This window comes from Microbacterium cucumeris (assembly GCF_058349845.2).
In genome coordinates, this window is record NZ_JBYRIZ020000007.1 from 81,906 (window position 1) to 101,997 (window position 20,092).

Consider the following 20,092-nt stretch of genomic DNA (forward strand, 5'->3'; position numbering starts at 1 on the left):
ATGGCGAGCCGGACCTTCACGAACGGCCGCGTCTTCACCGGCGAATCCGAGACGCGCTTCGCCTCGGCGTTCCGCATCACCGACGGCCGGATCGACTGGGTCGGCGAGGCCGCCGACGTCCGGGATCCGGACGCCGTCGATCTCGGCGGGCGCACGGTGCTGCCGGGACTGCTCGACAGCCACACCCATCCGGCGCTTCTGGCCGGCACGGCCGCCGCCGTCGAGTGCTTCCCGCCCGCCGTGCTCTCGCGCGACGATCTGGTCGAGACGCTGCGCGCGCATGCTCGAGCGAGCGACTCGTCGGATGCCTGGATACTCGGCCGCGGGTATGACGACACCCGATTCCCCGGCGGTGCCGGGCCGACGGCCGCGGACCTCGACCGCGTCAGCACCGAACGCCCCGTGCTCGTGTGGCGCTGCGACGCCCACTCAGCGGTGTGCAACACCCGCGCGCTGGAGATCGCCGGCATCGATGCGACGACCCCCGATCCCGAGGGCGCCCGCTTCGAGCGCGATGCCGACGGGGTGCCCGACGGCGTGCTGACGGAGATCGCGGCCGTGAACGCCGTCGCGCGATTCGTCCCTGCGCCGACCAGGGACGAGCAGATCGCCGCCCTCGTCGCGCTGGGGGAGGAATGGGCATCGCGCGGCATCGTCGCCGTGTGCGATCTGCTGTCCAGCCGGATCGACGAGCCCTTGGCGACGTTCCGCGCCGCGGCCGAGCGCGGTCTGCGTACGCGTGTCGCGCTCTACCCGGGATGGGACCCTGAGGCCCCGCTCGCCGATCTCCGACCGGATGACCGCGAGGGGCGCATCCGCATCGGGGGCGTGAAGGTCGTGCTGGACGGCGCGTACTCCAACCGCACGGCATGGGTGCATGAGGCCTACCCAGGCTCCTGCGACCACGGTCTGCGTCTCGTCGACGATGCCGACGTGCTCGCGGCCGGGGAATGGGCGCGCCGCAATGGCGTGCAGCTGGCCGTTCACGCCATGGGCGACCGCGCCCTGGACCGGGTGGTGGAGCTGTTCGAGGATGCCGAGCCCTGGCTCGACGGCATCCCGTCGGTGCGCATCGAGCACGCGACCATCGTGAGCGACGACTACCTCCAGCGGCTGTCCTCCGCGCGGATGACGTTCGGGATCGCGACCCACACCGTCTTCTTCTTCGCCGAGTACGACGGCTACGAGAAGGCCCTCCGCGTCGAGCAGGTGCCGGACGCCTATCCGATCGCTCGCCTGTACTCCGGTCTCGGGGCGCTCGCGCTGTCCTCCGATCGCCCAGCGACGGCCTGGAGCGGTGCGGACGACGTCATGCTGTCAGTCGAGGCGGCTGTGCGTCGGCGCACGTACAACGGCGTCGAGTTCGGGCCCGAGGCGGCCATCACCGTGCCGCAGGCGCTGCTGCTGTACACGTCCCGCGCCGCGACGCTGTCGCCGCTCTCCGGGGTCGGCGCGCTCGTGCCGGGGTCGGACGGCAGCTTCGCGATCCTGGACCAGGACGTGTTCTCGGCGCCGGCGGAGGACATCTCGCGCGTGCGGGTCGCCGAGACATGGATCCGTGGAGAGCAGGTCTACGTCCGCTGAGCGGGCGACGGCCGTGGAGGGACGAGCAGATGAGCGACGAGTTCCGCCCGCTGGAGGGCATCCGTGTCATCGACTTCACGCGGCTGCTCGCCGGACCGTACGCGACCATGACGCTCGCCGAACTCGGCGCCGACGTGATCAAGGTCGAGCAGCCGGGCATCGGTGACGAGACGAGACACTGGGGTCCGCCCTTCGTGCACGGCTCGAGCGCGTACTTCCATGCGATCAATCGCGGCAAGCGCAGCATCGCCCTCGATCTCACCGACCCCGCGGACATCGAGACGGCCCATCGGCTGATCGGAACCGCGGACGTCCTGGTGGAGAGCTTCCGGCCCGGTGTGGCGAACCGGCTCGGAATCGGAGCGGCCGCGATGCGCGAGCGCTTCCCCCGGCTGGTCTATGCGTCGATCAGCGGATTCGCGCAGGACGGCCCCCTCGCCGGTGAGCCGGGTACTGCGGTCACGGTCGAGGCGGAATCCGGCCTGATGCACGTCACCGGGTACGAGGACGCCGACCCGGTGCGCTCGGGAGTGGCGATGGTGGACATCGCCACGGGCCTGTCGATGATGGGCGGAGTGCTCGCCGCCCTTCTCGAGCGTCAGCGCACGGGTGTCGGGCGACGCCTGGAGTTCTCGCTGTTCGCGACAGCGCTGAGTTCGCTCGGGACGGTGATCGCCGCGACGTCGGCGGGCGGACCTCCGTCGAAGCCGTGGGGCAGCGCGCATCCGTCGATCGTGCCGTACCGGGCGTTCGCGGCGGCGGACGGGCATGTCGTGCTCGGGGCGACGAACGACCCGATGTTCGCGCGGCTCGTGGCCGCGCTCGACCTCGGCGAGGAACTGGGAGCCCCGCGGTGGGCGGGCAATCGGGAGCGGGTCGAGGGACGCGACGAGCTGGAGAAGATCCTCGCGGCCCGGGTCGCCGCGCTCCCGCTCGAGACGGTGGTGGAGCGGCTGCGCGCGGCGCGCGTGCTGGTGGCCAGGGTCCGCAGCCCCGAGGAGGCCGCGCGCAGCGCGCAGGCGCAGACGCTGGGGCTGATCGAGGAGGACGACGGCCTGTCGGTGGTCCGTTCCGCGATGGGGACGAACGGCACCGTGCGGCTCGCGCGCGCTCCCGAGCTGGATGCCCATGGGGCGCCCTTGCGCCAGGAGCTTCGGGATCGCGTCTGAGGATCGCCCTCAGCCGGCGGCCAGCAGGCGCACGCGGCAGGCCAGCTCGACCGCGAACCGGGCGTCCGGGTCGTCGAGATCGATGCCCAGCAGGTCGCGGATGCGCCGCATGCGGTACCCGACGCCGTTGGGGTGCAGCATCAGCTCCCTCCCGGCATGGACGAGGGATCCGCGGTGCGCCAGATAGGCGAGCAGGGTGCGCGTCGACGTCAGGGCGCGTTCCGGGCCGAGGTCGTCGAGGGGCCGGAGGATGTCGTGCAGGAGCTCCCTGCTGATCGGAGAGGCGTAGAGGTCGAGCAGAACGCGGCGGAGTCCCGTGACGTCCGTGAGCTCCACACCGCCGAGGCGGCCGGCAGCGATCGCCGACTCCGCCGCGATGCGCGCCTCGGCGGCGGACTGCCGAAGCCCCAGGGCGCCGACCTGCGGCGTGCCCAGACCCAGCGTGTAGGCCCAGTCGGCTCCGGCGAGCTCCTGAGCGCGCTGCTGGACGCGCACCGCGACCTCGCGCACGCGGCGCTGATGGTCGCCGGCGCCGTGCTCCTCCGTGCACACGAGCATCAGGTCGTCCTGCAGGAAGGCCACATGCCAGAGCTCCTCCCGTGCTTCCACGAGTTGCAGCGCGAACAGCTCGAGCGCCGGCTTCACGCTGCGCGGTGCCTGGGCGTCCGGGTCGTTCCGGCGGGTCGGTGCCAGCCACGCGACCACGTGCGACTGGGGAAGCGGCAGGCCGAGACGCGCGGCCTGCGCGACGAAGCCGTCCGCGCGGGAGGAGTCGGCGAGGACCAGCTCCACCAGCAGATCGGCACGCGACTGCGTGGGGGCGTAGCGGTCGCGACTCTGTCGCTGGGCGACCCGCGACAGCAGCGAGGCGATCACGGGGAGTGCGACCTCCGTGGCTCCGTCGGCGCGCTCGGCGACCAGCCGCCCGATCACGACCTCCCCGATGAACACGGCATCGGCGTCGCTCCATGACACGGACGGATCGGATGCGACCCGGAGCTCGGTGCCGAGACCGGCCGCCGCGGTGGAGAGGATCGTGTCGGTCGTGCAGTCCTCGTCGGCGGCGGCCTCGGTGGCGAGGGCGACCGCGCGCGCACCGCGCATCATGGCCTCGGACGCGCCTCCGGAGATCGCACGGTCGACGGTCTTGGCGAGGTCCGCCGCGCCGACTCCCGTCGCCGAGAACACCGGCACGCCGCCCCGGTCGGCGAGGACCCTGGCGGTCTCGGCCAGCGTGAGGGGGGCCGTGAAAACGAGTCCGGCGAGCCCGCGCGCGCTCGCCTGGCGCAGGGCCACGTCGATGCGGAACGGCGGCGGCTGCTCGTCACCCGGGATGATCGCGAGCGTTCCGGCGGCGAGAGCGTCGACGCGATCGACGGCGGCGAGATCGACGCGGCTGACCTGGCGCTCGTCGATCGGGCCGGCGTGCAGGCGCAGGCCCAGGCGTCCGGCGTCCTCGTGCAGGTCTCGTAACGAGTACTGTGCCATGCGCACAGTATGCCCGGAAACACTGGATGCTCGGAACATTGTCGCGGCCAGTGCGCCTCCGTACCGTGAACACATGGCCCAGACTTCCTCCGCCGCACGCACCGCGGCGCCGATCACCGAGATCACCGCGGATGACATCGCCGCCCTCGGCGTCGGCACCGCGATCTTCGGCACCGGCGGCGGCGGCGCCGTGTACACCGCCCAGATCATGGTCGAGAACGCCCTGCGCGCCCACGGTCCCGTCCGGCTCGTGACGGTCGACGACCTCGGCCCCGACGATGTCGTGATCCTGATGTCGGGCATCGGCGCCCCGACCGTCGGCATCGAGATGCTGTCGGCGACGGGCCAGATCCACGCGCTTCTCGCCGAGGCCGAGCGGCTGCTCGGACGCAGGGTCACCACACTCATGGCCGCGGAGATCGGCGGCAGCAACGGCGTCCAGCCGATCGGCTGGGCCGCGCGACTGGGTCTGCAGATCCTGGATGCCGACGGCATGGGCCGTGCCTTCCCCGATGCGGCGATGGTCGCGATGAACGTCGCCGGCGTCGCGTGCGAGTGGGCGGTGCAGAGCGACGTCGTCGGCAACATCTCCGTCATGAAGACGATCGATCTGCACTGGCTCGAGCGTCACGCACGCGCACTCACCGTGGCGAGCGGCTCGATCTGCATCGGCGCGCACTATCCCATGACCGCCGACACCGTGCGCGGAGCGGTGATCGAGGGCACCGTGAGCGCCGCCATCCGGGTCGGACACGCACTGATGTCCTCCTCCGACCCGGTCGCAGCCGTCGCCGCCGAGCTCGACGCGCGCGTGCTCATGACCGGCAAGATCACCGATCTCGATCGCCGCACGGTCGGCGGATTCGTCCGCGGGTCGGTGACGATCACGGGCACAGGAGCCGATCGCGGACGCCTGCAGCGTCTCGAGCTTCAGAACGAGAACCTGCTCGTGCTCGAGGACGGCGAGGTGCTCGTGAGCGTCCCCGACCTGATCACGATCATCGACGCCGAGACCGGTCATGCCATCACGACCGAGATGCTGCGCTTCGGGCAGCGAGTCTCGGTGCTCGCCTGGGCCTGCGACCCGATCTGGCGGACGCCCCGCGGCCTCGAGCTCGCGGGACCGGCGGCGTTCGGCTACGACCTCCCTTACGTCCCCTTCGAAGGAGTGGCCCGATGACCGCCCGCGACCTCTCCATCGGCGTCGACGTCGGCGGCACCAACACCGACGCCGTCGTCCTCGACGGCGAGGGCGCCGTGCTCGCGTGGACGAAGCGGGCGACCACCGACGACATCACGGGCGGCATCCGTGCCGGGATCCGCGACGTGCTCACGACGATCGGCGAGGACCGGTCCCGTGTCTCGCGGGTCATGCTCGGCACCACGCATGCGACGAACGCGATCGTCCAGCGGCGGCAGTTGGACAAGGTCGCGATGATCCGCTTGGGAGCGCCTGCCGCGACCGAGTATCCGCCGCTGACCGGCTGGCCCGAGGACCTCGTGCGCATGGTGCTCGCCGATTCCGCGATGCTCGGCGGCGGCCACATGGTCGACGGCACCCCCATCGCGCCGCTCGATCGCGACGGCATCCTGCGCTTCGTGGACGGCCTCGACCACTTCGACGCGATCGCCGTCGCCGGGATCTTCAGCCCGTCGTCCCCGGAGCAGGAGCTCGAGGTGGCGGAACTGCTGCGCGGCCACCTCGGTCAGGACACCCGGGTGTTCCTGAGCCAGGACATCGGCCCGACGGGCCTGCTCGAGCGCGAGAACGCGACGCTGCTCAACGCCGCGCTGTACAGCGTCGCGCGTTCGGTGACGGATGCCCTCGTCACCGTCGTCGCGGAGGAGGGGCTCGACGCCACGACCTTCTTCGCCCAGAACGACGGCACATTGATGTCGCTGGACTTCGCCGCGCAGTACCCGGTGCTGACCATCGGCTCGGGTCCCGCGAACTCCATCCGCGGCGCGGCCTACCTCTCAGGTCACGACGACGCGATCGTCATCGACGTGGGCGGCACGACCTCGGACCTCGGCGTCGTGGTCGGCGGCTTCCCGCGCGAGTCGACGCTGCCCCGTGAGATCGGCGGAGTGCGCACGAACTTCCGCATGCCGGACATCCTCAGCGTCGGCATCGGCGGAGGAACCGTCGTGGACATCCGGTCCGGACGCGTCGGGCCGGATTCGGTGGGCTACCGCATCGATCGCGAAGGTCTCCTGTTCGGCGGGTCGACACCCACGCTGACGGATGCCGCGGCGCTGTCCGGCAGTCCCGTGGCCGGGCGCTCCCTGCCCTCCCTCGACCAGGCGACGGCTCAGGCCCTCGAGCACGCCCTCGCCGTCGTGGCCGATCGCCTCGAGGAGGCCGTCGAGCGGCTGTCCCTCGGCCGGGTGGACATCCCCCTCGTCGTCGTGGGCGGCGGCGGGTTCCTCGTGCCGGACCGGCTCGCCAGTGCGGGCCGCATCCTGCGCCCCGACCACGGCGGGGTCGCCAACGCCGTCGGCGCGGCGATCTCGCTGGCCGGAGGCCGTGCGGATCAGATGGCGCCGATGGGCGAGCGAGAATCCGCCATCGAACAGGCGTCCGAAGCGGCCATCGCCAAGGCGATCCAGGCGGGCGCCGATCCGCTGCAGGTCTCGGTCGTCGAGGTCCTCGAGACCCACGTGCCGTACACGGCGCAGCCCACCGTCAACGTGACCGTCAAGGCCGCGGGTCCGCTCGCGCGGCTGTCCGCCGAGGTGCCGGCCCGCTGACCGCAGCTTCACCCCCACCCGAAACCAGGAGATCGCTATGAAACGCAGTACCGCAGTACCCGTGGCCGCCGCTCTCTCCGCCCTCGCGCTGACGCTGGCGTCCTGCGCGGGTTCGACCGATCAGCCGTCGGCGGAGGAGGAGGGCGACTTCGTCTCCGGCGGCACCTTCGTCACCGCCGTGAACGACGACCCGGGCGACCTCAACCCGTTGAAGGCGATCTCGCCCGACACCTGGGGCGTCGTGAGCCTCGCGTACGAGTCGCTGATCTCCGTCACCCCCGACGGGGAGTTCGAGCCCTGGCTCGCCGAGAGCTGGGAGGAGACCGGCACCGAGGTCGTCTTCACGCTCAAGGAGGGCATCACCTGCTCCGACGGGTCCGAGTTCACGGCTCAGACCGTCGCGGACAACCTGAACTACAACGCCGACCCGGCCAACGCAACGTTCTCGTACGGCTCGGTCATCGACGAGAACGTCTCGGCGGTCGCCGACGGCGACACGGTCACCGTCACGAGCGCCGTGAACTCGCCGTTCCTCGCCGTCAACGTCGGCACCATCCTGATGGTGTGCGACGCGGGGCTCGCCGACCCCACGACCTTGTCCGACACCACCGACGGCACCGGCCTGTTCGCACTCAGCGACGTCAAGCCCGGGGACACGTACACCTTCACCAAGCGGGACGACTACACCTGGGGACCCGATGACGTGACCAGCGAGACCGAGGGGCTCCCCGACGCCATCGAGGCGCGCGTCGTCACCGACGAGAGCACCGCGGCGAACCTGCTGATCTCCGGCGAGATCAACGCCGCGTCGATCTCCGGAGCGGATCGGGCCCGCCTCGACGGCGCAGGCCTCACCCACGTGGGCGTGCGCAATCCCGTCGGGATGATGCTGTTCAACGAGAAGGAGGGGCGCCCGTTCGCCGACCCGCTCGTGCGGGAGGCGCTGTCGATCGCAATCGACCGCGAGGAGGTCGGCACCGTCATCGCCGACGGCGAGGGGCTCGAACCGGTCTCGCTCGTCACGAAGACGCCGCTGCTCTGCGTGGCGGACGGCCCCCGATGGGAGCTGCCCGAGACCGACCTCGACCGTGCGGGCGAGCTGCTGGACGAGGCCGGCTGGGCGCTCGAGTCGGACGGCCTGCGCTACAAGGACGGTCAGCCGCTCACGATCAAGTTCGTCTACAACGCACCCACATCGACGCACGCCCCTGCGGCCGAACTGGTCAAGGAGACCTGGGACGAGCTGGGCGTGACGACCGAGCTCGCCGCGAACGACGCGGCCGCCTGGTCGGAGCAGCTGTGGTCGACGTTCGACTGGGACACCGGCTGGATCCAGGTCGCTCCCGGCGGGCCGCTCGTGCTCTCGACGTTCTTCGACGGCGCGATGCCCACCGACGGCGGACTCAACTTCATGTGGGTCGAGAACCCGGAGTACTCCGCGCTCGTCGACGAGGCGTCCAGCGCCACCCCGGAGGACACCTGCGGGATCTGGCAGGATGCCGAGGCCGAGCTCATCGAGCGATTCGACGTCTTCCCGGTGATCGACAACATCCTGCCCACCTACCAGTCGGGGGCGGTGTTCGATCAGCCGAACTACATCCTGCCGACGTCGATCCGGATGCTGGGCTGACATGACGACGACTCCTCCTCTCCCGACCGCCGAGGTGGCCGACGCGAGCACGGCCGCCCTGGCGGCGCGAGCGGAGGAGCGCCGTCTGCGCCGAGGGCTCTCCCCGCGCACCGCGTTCCTTCTGCGCCGCCTCGGACGGCTGGTGATCTCGCTCGCCGTGGTCGTGGTCGCCTCGTTCCTGCTCATGTACCTCGTGCCCGGCGACCCCGTGCGCGCGGCGCTCGGGCAGAGTGCGACTCCGCAGCTCGTGGAGGCGACGAGGGCGCAGCTCGGGCTCGACCGTCCGATGTGGGAGCAGTTCCTCCGATTCGTCGGCGGGCTGTTCACCGGTGATCTCGGGGTATCGGTGCGGTTGCAGCGTCCGGTGGCGGACGTCATCGCGCAGCGCTTCCCGACCACGCTGCTGCTGGCCGTGCTCGCCTTCGCGATCGCCGTCGTGTGCGCCCTTCCCGCAGGGATCGGCGCCGCGGCGCTGGCCCGCTCCGGCCGCCGGCGAGGACTGTCGATCACGCTCTCGGGCGTGCTCGGCATCCTCATCGCGGTACCCAGCTTTCTCGTCGCGGTCGCACTGATCGCCCTCTTCGCGGTGCAGCTCGGCTGGCTTCCGGCGGCCGGCTGGGGCACGCCGGCGGATGCAGTGCTGCCGGTCATCGCCCTCGCCGTCGGGCCGCTGGCGTACCTCGTGCGCATCGTGCAGGTCGAGATGATCGCGGTGCTCGACACGACCTACATGACCACGGCACGAGCGAAGCGGCTGCCGCGACGCCTGATCCACCTCCGGCACGCGCTGCCGAACATCGTCACGGCGTCCCTGACGGTGGGCGGGATGACGCTGGCCGGCCTGACCGCGGCGACCGTGCTGATCGAGACCGTGTTCGCCATCCCGGGTCTCGGCATGATCATGGTCTCGTCGGTGGGCGCGAAGGACTACCCGATGGTGCAGGGCATCGTCATCGTCTACGCGCTCATCGTGCTGGGCGTGAATCTCGTCGTGGACGTGATCCTCGCCACCATCGATCCGCGTTCGTCCATCACGGAGGGCTGAATCATGTCCCTGCGCACGAAGCTCCTGAATCCCACGACCATCGCGGCGGTGGTCGGATCCGCCCTGCTGCTCTTCCTCGCGATCGCGGGGCCGGTGATCTGGGGTGCCGCGGCGGAGGCCACTGACGTCTCATCGCGGCTGCTCGGTGCGAGCGCCGCGCACCCGTTCGGCACGGACGAGCTCGGGAGGGACATCTTCGCCCGGGTGCTGGCGGCGACGCGGCTCACGCTGGTGCTCACGCTCGGAGCGACGGCGATCGCGCTCGTGGGCGGGATCGTCTTCGGGCTGGTCGCGAGCATCCTCCCGAAGTACCCGCGCCGGTGGTTCACCGGGCTCCTCGACATCCTGCTCGCGTTCCCGTGGCTGCTCATGGTGCTGTTCTTCACCGTCATCTGGGGTGCGACCGCGACCGGCGCGATGCTCGCGATCGGCTTCGCCGGAGTCCCCTCGTTCGCGCGGCTGGTCTACAACCTCGCTTCATCGGTGTCGGGCCGCGACTACGTGCGGGCCGCGCGTGTCGTCGGTGTCGGCCCGATCGGCATCCTGTGGCGTCATGTGCTTCCGAACATCGCCAATCCGTTCTTCGTCAACGCGGCCGCGACGGCGAGCGTCACGCTGCTATCCTTCGCCGGCCTCTCCTTCCTCGGGCTGGGCGTGCAGGCCCCCGCCTACGACTGGGGCCGGATGCTGCAGGAGGGCATCCTGCGCATCTACGTCAACCCGCTCGCCGCGATCGGCCCGGGCATCGCGATCGTGCTGGCCGGCCTCGTGTTCACCCTGCTGAGCGAAGCTGTCGCCGGGGCGCGGGGGCAGGGCTGGCGGGCCGTCGCCGCGCGGGCCGTCGGCGGAGTGACGCTGAGCTCCCGTCGCCGCGCTCCTCACTCGGAGCCGACCGCCGATGCAGCGGACGTGGTCGCCGAGATCTCCGGCCTGCACGTCGCCTTCCCGACCGCCGACGGCGGTCTCGTGGAACGCGTGCGCGGTGTGGATCTGCGCATCCTCCGGGGTGAGGTCGTCGGCATCGTGGGGGAGTCGGGATCGGGCAAGTCGCTCACGGCGATGGCGCTCGCGGGGCTGCTCGGTGACGACGCCCGCCTCACGACCTCGGTGCATCGGTTCGACGACATCGACATGACCCGTCCGCTGACGGCCTCCGACCGTTCCCGGCTCGGCGTGGAACTGGGCATGATCTTCCAGGACCCGCTCACCTCGTTGAACCCCGCTCTCACCGTGGGCCGCCAGCTCACGGAGGTCCCCGAGGTCCACATGGGCATGCGCCCGGCCCAGGCACGCGTGCGGGCGGCGGAGGCGCTGACAGCGGTCGGCATCGCCGACGCTCCGTCCCGCCTGAAGCAGTACCCGCACGAGTTCTCCGGCGGCATGCGTCAACGAGCGATGATCGGCATGGCGCTGACCGGCCGGCCGCGACTCATCATCGCCGATGAGCCGACCACGGCGCTGGACGTGACGGTGCAGCGTCAGGTCATGGGCGTCCTGCACCGCGCCCAGGAGGAGACCGGAGCGGCCATCGTCTTCATCTCCCACGACATCGCGCTGGTGTCGGCGTTCTGCGACCGGGTCATCGTGATGAAGGACGGACTCATGGTCGAGAGCCTGCCGGCCGAACGCATCCGCGAGGAGGCGACGCACCCGTACACGAAGGCGCTGATCGCGTGCCTGCCCGACATGACGAGCGACCGGACGCAGCCACTGCCGGTGATCCCCCCGGAGCTGCGCCCGGACGCGCTCGACGAGCAGACTCTGGACGGGTCGCCGCTGGATGAGGAGGTGCCCGCGTGAACGCGCTGGAGATCACGGACCTCAGCGTCCGGTACGGACGCATGCGCGTCGTCGAGTCCGTGAGTCTTGCGGTGCCGAAAGGACGCACCGTCGGACTGGTCGGCGAGTCGGGGTCGGGAAAGAGCACGATCGCGGCCGCCGCGGTCGGCCTGGTCCGACCGGAGAGCGGATCCATCCGGGTCGACGGCGTCGAGGCGGCCGGTGCGGGAGCCGCTGCGCGTCGAGCCCGTCGCCGCATGCAGCTGGTCTTCCAGGACCCGTTCTCGGCGCTCGACCCGCTCATGCCCGTCGGCGACTCGATCGCGGAAGCGCTGCGGGCGACGGGGCGCCGGTTCACCCGGGCGGAACGGGTCGCGCGGGTGCGGGAGCTTCTCGCCCTCGTCCACCTGGACCCCGATCGGGCGGACGAGCGTCCGGCCGCGTTCTCCGGCGGGCAGCGGCAGCGGATCACCATCGCACGCGCCCTCGCGGGGGAACCGTCCGTCCTCATCGCCGACGAGGTGACGAGCGCCCTGGACGTGTCGGTGCAGGGCGCGATCCTCAATCTGCTGCGCGAGGTGCAGCAGGAGCTCGGGCTGTCGATGCTGTTCATCTCGCACAACCTCGCGGTCGTCCGATACATCAGCGACGAGGTGTGCGTCATGCGTCACGGGCGGCTGGTGGAATCGGGGCCCACCGAGGCGCTGCTGGCGGACCCCGCCGACCCCTACACGCGGGATCTCCTCGAGGCGGTCCCGGTACTCGGAGAGAGGATGCGATTCGGATGACTTCCCCCGTCGACGACAGCTCGTTCGCCCACGCTGCGGAGGCTCTGCGCGAGGAGCTCGTCGGTGTGCGCCGCGAGCTCCACCAGGCCGTCGAGATCGGCCTCGACCTTCCGCGGACGCAGGAGATCCTGCTCCGGGAGCTCGACGGCCTGGGGCTCGAGATCAGCACGGGCGCCTCTCTGTCGTCGATCACCGCCGTCCTCCGGGGCGGGAGGCCCGGCCCCGTGGTCCTGCTGCGCGGCGACATGGACGGCCTGCCCATCGCCGAGGCGACGGGGCTGCCGTTCGCCTCCGCATCCGGCGCGATGCACGCGTGCGGCCACGACCTCCACATGGCTGGAATGCTCGGCGCGGTGCGCGTGCTCGCGGAACGCCGGGCGGAGCTCCCCGGCACCGTCGTGTTCATGTTCCAGCCCGGTGAGGAGGGACAGGCCGGCGGGCGGATCATGATCGAGGAAGGGGTTCTCTGCGCCGCCGGCGAGCGTCCGGTCGCCGCGTACGCCATCCACGTCGACAGCGCGACGCCGCGCGGCCGCCTGGTCACACGCGAGGGGCCGATGATGGCGAGCGCGAGCGCCCTGCGGATGACGCTTCACGGCACGGGCGGGCATGCCGCCTTCCCCCAGCTCGGCATCGATCCGGTGCCCGTGGCCGCGCAACTCATCCTCGCGGTGCAGACCTTCACCGCGCGGCGCCTGCCGGCGACGGACCAGGCCGTGATCTCGATCACGCGTCTGAGCAGCGACTCGGAGGCGAGCAATGTGCTGGCTGCGGCCGTGCACCTCGAGGCCAACATCCGCACGCTCTCGATGACGACGCTCGAGACCGTGCGCGCGGAGCTTCCGGCGCTGCTCGCGGGCATCGCCGAGGCGAACGGATGCCGGCTCGAGAGCGAGTTCATCGCCTCGTACCCCGTGACGTACAACGATCCGGTCGAGACACGCGCCGTGCTGGCCGTGCTGGACGAGCTGGTGGGAGCCGAACGCGTCACGCGCCTCGAGGCGCCGTCCATGGCCTCGGAGGACTTCTCCTACGTCCTCCAGGAGGTGCCGGGCACGCTGGTGTTCGTCGGCGCGGCACCCGAGACCGGGCCTCTGCCGCTGCATTCCGAGAATGCAGTGTTCGACGACTCGGTCATCCCTCTGCAGGCGTCGGTCCTCGCGGAACTCGCCTGGCGGCGGCTCAAGCGCGACCCGTTGCGGGGGTAGCTCTCACGCACATGGTCCCGCGCCCGATGTGGTCGCGTTCGCCATGGATCGCCCTCGCCCGACCTGTCAGGCTGGCTCCGCCCGGCGTCAGCGGAGACGCCGGTGGAAGGGAACGCACTCATGACTTCGGCCTCCACCGACACCCGGAACCCAGCCCCGGAATCCGGCGCCGACGACGCCTCGTCGTCGCGGCAGATCCGCACGATCGTCGCGTCGAGCGTGGTCGGGACCACCGTGGAGTGGTTCGACTTCTTCGCCTACTCGACGGCGGCGGCGCTGATCCTCAACAGCCTGTTCTTCCCCGACTACGACCCCCTCGTCGGCACGATCCTCGCTTTCGGCGGCATCGCCGTGGGTTACTTCGGCCGACCGCTCGGCTCGATCGTGTTCGGGCACTTCGGCGATCGCATCGGCCGCAAGCGGATGCTCGTGGTCTCGCTGGTGCTGATGGGAGCCGCCACCTTCCTCATCGGGCTCCTGCCGACGTACACGGCCATCGGGGTCGCCGCGCCGATCCTGCTCATGCTGCTGCGTTTCGTGCAGGGACTCGCTCTCGGCGGCGAGTGGGGCGGTGCGGTCCTGCTCGTCGTCGAGCACGCCTCCCCGAGAAGGCGCGCCTTCCTGGGCAGTTTCCCGCAGGTGGGTCTCGCCGTCGGGCTCACGCTGTCGACGCTCGTGTTCCTGCCGCTCGTGGCGCTGCCGGGCGACGCGTTCTCCGTCTGGGGATGGCGGGTGCCGTTCCTCATCAGCGCCGTCCTCGTGCTGGTCGGGCTGTTCATCCGTCTGAAGATCACCGAGACGCCGGAGTTCGAGCGGATGCGTCGTTCGGGGCAGGCCGTCCGCGTGCCGCTGTGGGAGACGCTGAAGACGCACACGGCCCAGGTGCTCCTCGCGGCCCTGAGCTTCGCGGTCATCGGCGCCGTGTTCTACATGCTCTTCACCTTCAGCCTCACCTACGGCACCGAGTTCGTCGGCCACGCGCAGTCCGAGATGCTCACGATCGCGACGATCTGCTCGCTGCTGGCGCTCGGAGGCCTCCCTCTCGCCGGCCGGCTCGCCGACCGATTCGGCGTCACCCGCGTGTTCGCCGTCGGGACCGTGATCTCGATCGTCCTCGCGTTCCCCGCGTTCTGGCTGATCGACACCGGCAGCCTGGCAGCCGCCTTCGTGGCCTACATCGCGACGACGGTCGGCTTCTGCGCGACCTACGGCACGCTGGGCGTCCTCTATGCGCAGGCGTTCGACGTGCGCATCCGCTACACCGGGATGTCGCTCGCCCTCGGCATCGGCACCATCGTCGGCTCGGCGTTCGTCCCGATGATCTACCTCGAACTGCTGACGGTCTTCGGCGGATCCTGGGCGATCGCGCTGTACATCGTCGTGGCGGGCGTCGTGACGCTCGTCTCGGCCACTGCCCTGCACCGCATCACGCGCCGGCGGGGCGCTCTCACCCCCGCCTCGGAAGGAACTCCTCGATGATCGACGACCTCACCCGCGCCCTGTTGAACGACCGGGGAGGGATGGATGCCGCGCCGGGATCGCTCGCGGGGGTCGTCGTGCTCGACATCACCCGTGTGGTGGCCGGCCCGTACTGCTCGATGATCCTCGCGGACCTGGGCGCCACCGTGATCAAGATCGAGAATCCGGACGACCCGGACTACACGCGCACGTTCCCGCCGCTGCTGCCCCGCGACGGGGAGGAGCCGCTCAGCGGCTTCTTCGCGCAGTACAACCGCAACAAGCTCGGCTTCACGCTGAACCTGAAGAGCCCGGATGCCGCGCAGGTGCTCGACCGGCTCGTGCAGCGCGCCGATGTGCTGGTCGAGAACTTCCGGCCGGGCACGATGGATCGGCTCGGGCACGGCTACGAGCGGCTGCGCGGGGTGAACCCGCGACTCGTGTACGCGGCGCTGAGCGGCTACGGGCAGTCGGGCCCCTACCGCCTGCGTCCGGCGTACGACAACAGTGCGCAGGCCACCGGAGGCCTGTGGTCGATGAACGGCGAAGCCGGCCGCCCGCCCACGAGGGTCGGCACCATCATCGGCGACCTCGCGGCGAGCCTGTACGGGGTGATCGGGGTGCTCGCCGCGCTCCGTCACGCCGAGCAGACCGGCCAGGGGCAGCTCGTGGACATCTCGCAGCAGGACTCCGTGCTGACCCTGACCGAGAACGCGGTGGTGGCCTACACCGCCGAGGGCGAGGTCCCGAAGCCGCTCGGCAACGAACACCCGTTCGTGCGTCCGTACGAACTGTTCCCCTGCCGGGACGGGTTCGTGTTCTTCGGCGGCTACACGGACAAGTTCTGGCGCATCTCATGCGAGACGTTCGGGTCGGCGGCCGACTGGGACGAGCATCCGGACCTGCACGCGATGGCGGCGCGCTTCGATGCGGACGTCTACCGCGAGAAAGTGCGCCCCATGGTCGTCCGGTGGTTCGCCGACCGCACCAAGAGCGAGCTCGAGGCGCTCGCGGGAGATCTCGTCCCCTTGAGCGCCGTGAAGGACATCGGCGAGGTCGTGGAGGATCCGCAGATCGCGGCTCGCGGCATGATCGTCGCCAACGAATACCCCGGTCACGGAGAGCTGCGTACGTTCGGCTCGCCCGTCAAGCTCGATCGCACTCCGCCGCGCACCGCCGGCCTCGCTCCGGAGAAGGGCGAGCACACCGATCGCGTGCTGACGGACTTCCTCGGGTTCTCCGTCGAGGACGTCGAGGCGCTGCGCGCCGGAGGGACGGTCTGATGGGCATCCGTCTGGAGCGATCGGGATCCGTCGCCGTCATCACGATCGACCGGCCCGACAAGCTGAACGCCCTGACGCTCGCCATGTACGAGGAACTGGGAGCGGCCTTCGCCGAGGTGCGCGACGATCGCCGCATCGGCGTGGCGGTGCTGACGGGGGCGGGCGATCGCGCCTTCTGCGTCGGCGCCGACCTCGGGGAGTCGATCCCCGCGCTCACCGAGGAGCGGTTCGACATCAGCGAGTGGGATGCCGCGCACCAGAAGCACTCCACGCTCGAGAAGCCCGTCATCGCCGCGGTCAACGGCCTGTGCCTCGGCGGCGGATTCGAGATCATGCTGTCCACCGACATCCGCCTGGCCGCCGAAGGCGCGCAGTTCGCGCTCCCGGAGACCGGGGTGGGCGTCGTGCCCGCCGGCGGGACCCTCGTGCGGTTGATCCGTCAGATCCCGTACGCGTTCGCGATGGATCTGATGCTTCGCGGTGGTCGGATCGACGCCGAGACGGCGATGCGCTACGGGCTCGTGAACCGGGTGGTACCCGCGGCGCAGCTGCAGGACAGGGCGCTCGAGGTCGCCGAAGAGCTGCTCACCCGCAGTGCCACGGCTCTCGCGACGGTGAAGCGGGCCGTGAGGGCGCTCGCCGATCTTCCCGAGGACGAGGCGTTCCGTCACGAAGCCGTGCTCGGGCAGCAGGCGTTCGCGAGCGACGACGCGCGCGAAGGGCTGGCCGCCTTCGCCGCGCGGCGTGCTCCCGCCTTCCCCTCGCGCTCGCCCGCGCCCGCGCCCGCAATCGCCGAGGCGGGGCGTGCCGACGGCTGACGAGGCCGCCGCTCGTAGACTGCAGGCAGTCCGGATTCCGCTGCTCGAGGAGGCGCGTTGAGCGAGAACCGCGCGATCCCGTCTGCGCTGGTGCGCGAGGTCGTGGCCGCGACCCGCGCGGAGCCGGGCGAGAGCACCGCCCCCCTCGCGACGCTGCTCGCCGAGGCGGACGTCTCGGCGGTCGAGGTCGAGGAGCTGCTCGACTCGGTGCAGGAGTCGCAGCAGCAGACCGCGCGACTGCGCAGGAGGACGGCCGAGCTCGAAGCGCTGTTCTCGACGGCCCGCGAGCTCGTGCGATTGCAGGACGTGACCGACGTGCTGCGGCGGCTCGTCGAGCGCGCGCACCAGCTGATGGGCACCGACGTGACCTATCTGTCCGAGGTCGACAACGCGCACGGCGACCTGCGCGTGCGCTACTCGGCCGGAACGGTGACGCCGGAGTTCCGCGATCTGCTCGTGCCGGCGGGGTACGGGCTGGCGAGCCTGGTCGCGAGTACGCGCGAGCCCGCCTGGGTGAGGCAGTATGCGGGCATGGCTGAGGCCCCGCATGACCCGGCCATCGATCTCGCGGTCGGCCGGGAGGGGCTCGTCTCGTTCCTCGGCGTGCCGCTGGCCGTGGGCGACGAGGTCCTCGGCGCTCTCTTCGCGTGCAATCGCTTCGCGCACGATTTCACGCCGGATCAGGTGCTGCTGCTCTCGGCGTTCGCCGACCACGCGGCGGCCGTCCTGCACAGCGCCCGGGTGCTCGCCGAGAGCGCTGCGGCGCGTGCCCGTGCCGAGGGCGCCTATCGTGAGCTCGAGCGGCATCTGGCGACGACGCAGGTCGTCAGCGGCATCCACGAGGAGCTCACGGCCGCGGTGATGTCGGGAGCGACCCTGGTCGACCTCGTGGCGACGGTGTCGGAACGGCTCGGTCGAGCCGTGCTCGCCGTCGATGAGTCGGGGCGTCCCTTCGAGGCGCCGAGCGGCAGCACGGACGGGTTCCCGGGGCGGCGCGTTCTGGCCGAGGCGATCCGGTCGAGCCGTGCCAGCGGGCACGCGGAGTCGATCCGCGGGGATGGCAGGACCTGGCTGGTCGTCGCGGTGCTCGGTGCGGATCGGGTGCTCGGGGCGATCGTGGCCGAGGACGTCGACTCGCTCCCCGATGATGTCGCCCGGCCGACGCTCGAGCGTGCTGCGCACGTCGCCGCGCTCGTCTCGTTCAAGCGCGACGCCGTGGCTGCCATCCGCGCCGAGCGGCGGTCCCGGCTGCTGAGCGCGGTGCTCGACGGGACAGCCGAGGTGTCTTCGTTGGAGGCCGAGGTCACGGGTCCGATCGTCGGCGCGGCGGTGATCGAGGTCCGCGGGCAGGAGGGTGCGCTCGCTGCGGCGGCGGATGCCGTGGGCGATGAAGGGCTCGTGGCCGCGCGCGATTCGCATCTGGTCGTCGCCTGGACCGTTCGTGATCAGGAGGCCGCGACCGAGCGGGTGCGCCGGGCGCTCGCGGCGCGCTTCGGCGACGGGGAGGTTGCCGCGGTGGTCGGTCCGCCCGCTGCGGACCTGCCGGCTCTGCGTGCTTCCGTCGAGCGGGCGACGCAGGATCTGCGCGTGCTCGCGCCGCTCGGCATCACCGGGGCGACTGTGCGGTCCGAGGACTTCCTGCCGTATCACGCGCTCGCCGCGGGCGAGCCCCACGTCGTTGCGCGCTTCGTCGACGGTGTTCTCGGTCCTGTGCGCGAGTGGGATGCTCGACGCGGCACCGTCCTCGTCGACACGCTCTGCGCGTACTTCGACGCCGGGGAGAACAGGCAGGGCGCCGCATCGACGCTGCGCGTGCACACGAACACCGTGCAGCAGCGTCTCGACCGGATCTGGACGCTGCTCGACGGTGATCCCGCCGACTCGGAGTACCGGTTCCGCGTGCAGGCCGCCGTGCGGCTGGAGCGGTTGCGGCGGTCGCTCACCGGCGAGGTCTGAGTCTTCGCGCGGGTCTGGTCGTCACTCGCCGATGTGCTCGCGACGTCCGGTCCGCAGTTCGCGGGCGGCGAGATTGGGTCGGTAATCGAGTTCCGCGATCGCCGCTTCCACGCGTTCCCGCGTGCCCGGTGACACGGGAACCGCGCCGGTCACGACGTTGGACACCGTCTTCATGGAGACGCCGGCCAGCGCGGCGACGTCCAGCATCCGCGGCGGGCGGTCGCGGGGTGCGATCGTGTCGGACTCGGACGCCTCGGGCGAGTTGCGCCGGCGCATCTTGATGTAGTTGCCGCAGCCCGCCATGGTGCACCACCGACCGGATCGGTTGCGCGATGCGTCCCAGTACGCCCATCGGCACGAGTCGCGGGAGCAGGCCTTCACGCGGGTCCAGCTGCCGTCGGCGCGGGCGGCGTCGAGGGCGGCCAGGACGGGATCCAGGAAGGACGCGGAACTGGAGCTCAGGCGCGCATCGCCGCCGTCCCCGAAGCGGAGGTGCATCGGGAGCTCGGCCAGTGCCGCATTCAGCCGTGGGATCGCGCCTGGGAGGGGCTCGTGTCCGGCGTGAGTGAGCAGAACTTCGCGCAGGCCCTCGCGGATGCGTTGCGCCAGGGCGAGATCCTCCGCGGTCGCGGTCGCGGTCGCGGTCGCGGTCGCGGTCGCCGTCGCGGTCGCCGTCGCGGTCGCCGTCGTGCCCGTGCGTGCGTGCAGCCAGTCCGTCAGTGCGCGCGGCGATTCCCACGTCTCGTCGTCGGTCTGCCATTCGATGGTGTTCACGAAATCGATCAGCAGCTGCGCCGCTGGCGGCGTCCTGTCGGTGGCCATGACACCAGTGAAACCGGTTTGCCGGTGCGCGTCAATAGGCCGGTAGCCGGTAGCCGGTAGCCGGTAGCCGGTAGCGGGTCGCCGGTCGTCGGTCGCGGGATCGATTCATGGGGTCCCGGGCGACGGAGGGGCGCACCATGGCGCCGGGTCTCCACGTGCGCACGCCCGTCCTCCACGCACGTACGCGCACGCACGTCCTCCACGTACGCACGCGCGCACGCCTTCTACGCACGCGTGTGTGTGCGCCGGTGCTGTCAGGCGGCGAGGGTGTATCGGGCGGTGCCGCCGAGGCGTGGGGTGCGGGAGGGGTCGA

The 20,092-nt window shown here is 71.1% G+C and carries 14 protein-coding genes and 2 pseudogenes; 13 read left to right on the forward strand and 3 right to left on the reverse strand.

Translation table 11 applies throughout. The features are described from left to right. A complete protein-coding gene (locus tag AC3RXZ_RS16790) occupies positions 1-1,584 on the forward strand; it encodes an amidohydrolase (protein ID WP_491494773.1) in 1,584 nt (527 codons plus the stop codon). Positions 1,585-1,613: 29 nt separating this feature from the next. Continuing rightward, positions 1,614-2,753 carry a CaiB/BaiF CoA transferase family protein gene (locus AC3RXZ_RS16795; RefSeq protein WP_491494774.1) on the forward strand — a complete coding sequence of 380 codons (1,140 nt, stop codon included), beginning with the start codon at positions 1,614-1,616 and terminating at the stop codon, positions 2,751-2,753. A 9-nt stretch (positions 2,754-2,762) separates the two neighbouring features. Here the strand turns inward: AC3RXZ_RS16795 and AC3RXZ_RS16800 are convergent, their stop codons facing one another. Then, positions 2,763-4,241 (reverse strand): helix-turn-helix domain-containing protein, encoded by a 1,479-nt coding sequence (locus AC3RXZ_RS16800; protein WP_243228313.1) that lies wholly within the window; start codon positions 4,239-4,241, stop codon positions 2,763-2,765. A gap of 73 nt (positions 4,242-4,314) precedes the next feature. Between AC3RXZ_RS16800 and AC3RXZ_RS16805 the strand changes: the two genes are divergently transcribed. From AC3RXZ_RS16805 to AC3RXZ_RS16855, 11 genes are all read left to right on the forward strand, one after another. Next, positions 4,315-5,421, forward strand: a complete 1,107-nt coding sequence (locus AC3RXZ_RS16805) for an S-methyl thiohydantoin desulfurase family protein (RefSeq protein WP_491494775.1) — start codon at positions 4,315-4,317, stop codon at positions 5,419-5,421. Beyond that, the gene (locus AC3RXZ_RS16810; RefSeq protein ID WP_491494776.1) at positions 5,418-6,992 is read left to right on the forward strand and encodes a hydantoinase/oxoprolinase N-terminal domain-containing protein; all 1,575 of its coding nucleotides are present in this window, start codon (positions 5,418-5,420) and stop codon (positions 6,990-6,992) included. The genes AC3RXZ_RS16805 and AC3RXZ_RS16810 overlap by 4 nt, the downstream gene beginning before the upstream one ends. Positions 6,993-7,029: 37 nt before the next feature. Continuing rightward, complete coding sequence (locus AC3RXZ_RS16815) at positions 7,030-8,622, forward strand: ABC transporter substrate-binding protein (RefSeq protein ID WP_491494777.1); 1,593 nt, start codon at positions 7,030-7,032, stop codon at positions 8,620-8,622. A gap of 1 nt (position 8,623) precedes the next feature. Further along, positions 8,624-9,667 (forward strand): ABC transporter permease, encoded by a 1,044-nt coding sequence (locus AC3RXZ_RS16820; protein ID WP_243228309.1) that lies wholly within the window; start codon positions 8,624-8,626, stop codon positions 9,665-9,667. Between the two features lie 3 nt (positions 9,668-9,670). Then, complete coding sequence (locus tag AC3RXZ_RS16825; RefSeq protein ID WP_491494778.1) at positions 9,671-11,467, forward strand: dipeptide/oligopeptide/nickel ABC transporter permease/ATP-binding protein; 1,797 nt, start codon at positions 9,671-9,673, stop codon at positions 11,465-11,467. Next, a complete protein-coding gene (locus AC3RXZ_RS16830) occupies positions 11,464-12,234 on the forward strand; it encodes an ABC transporter ATP-binding protein (RefSeq protein ID WP_491494779.1) in 771 nt (256 codons plus the stop codon). The genes AC3RXZ_RS16825 and AC3RXZ_RS16830 overlap by 4 nt, the downstream gene beginning before the upstream one ends. Then, complete coding sequence (locus AC3RXZ_RS16835) at positions 12,231-13,442, forward strand: M20 metallopeptidase family protein (protein ID WP_491494780.1); 1,212 nt, start codon at positions 12,231-12,233, stop codon at positions 13,440-13,442. The genes AC3RXZ_RS16830 and AC3RXZ_RS16835 overlap by 4 nt, the downstream gene beginning before the upstream one ends. Before the next feature lie 120 nt (positions 13,443-13,562). Beyond that, the gene (locus tag AC3RXZ_RS16840; RefSeq protein WP_491494781.1) at positions 13,563-14,921 is read left to right on the forward strand and encodes an MFS transporter; all 1,359 of its coding nucleotides are present in this window, start codon (positions 13,563-13,565) and stop codon (positions 14,919-14,921) included. Continuing rightward, the gene (locus AC3RXZ_RS16845; protein ID WP_491494782.1) at positions 14,918-16,183 is read left to right on the forward strand and encodes a CaiB/BaiF CoA transferase family protein; all 1,266 of its coding nucleotides are present in this window, start codon (positions 14,918-14,920) and stop codon (positions 16,181-16,183) included. The genes AC3RXZ_RS16840 and AC3RXZ_RS16845 overlap by 4 nt, the downstream gene beginning before the upstream one ends. Continuing rightward, on the forward strand, positions 16,183-17,001 hold the full coding sequence (locus AC3RXZ_RS16850) for an enoyl-CoA hydratase/isomerase family protein (protein WP_491494783.1): 819 nt from the start codon (positions 16,183-16,185) through the stop codon (positions 16,999-17,001). The genes AC3RXZ_RS16845 and AC3RXZ_RS16850 overlap by 1 nt, the downstream gene beginning before the upstream one ends. Before the next feature lie 57 nt (positions 17,002-17,058). After that, the gene (locus AC3RXZ_RS16855) at positions 17,059-18,957 is read left to right on the forward strand and encodes a helix-turn-helix domain-containing protein (protein WP_491494784.1); all 1,899 of its coding nucleotides are present in this window, start codon (positions 17,059-17,061) and stop codon (positions 18,955-18,957) included. Between the two features lie 42 nt (positions 18,958-18,999). Here AC3RXZ_RS16855 and AC3RXZ_RS16860 read toward each other — a convergent pair. Together AC3RXZ_RS16860 and AC3RXZ_RS16865 are read right to left on the reverse strand one after the other, a co-directional pair. Beyond that, a pseudogene (locus tag AC3RXZ_RS16860) lies at positions 19,000-19,164 on the reverse strand (LacI family DNA-binding transcriptional regulator); the annotation flags it as partial. 72 nt (positions 19,165-19,236) lie between these two features. Further along, positions 19,237-19,779, reverse strand: a pseudogene (locus AC3RXZ_RS16865) (CGNR zinc finger domain-containing protein); the annotation flags it as partial. Positions 19,780-20,092 lie beyond the last annotated feature (313 nt).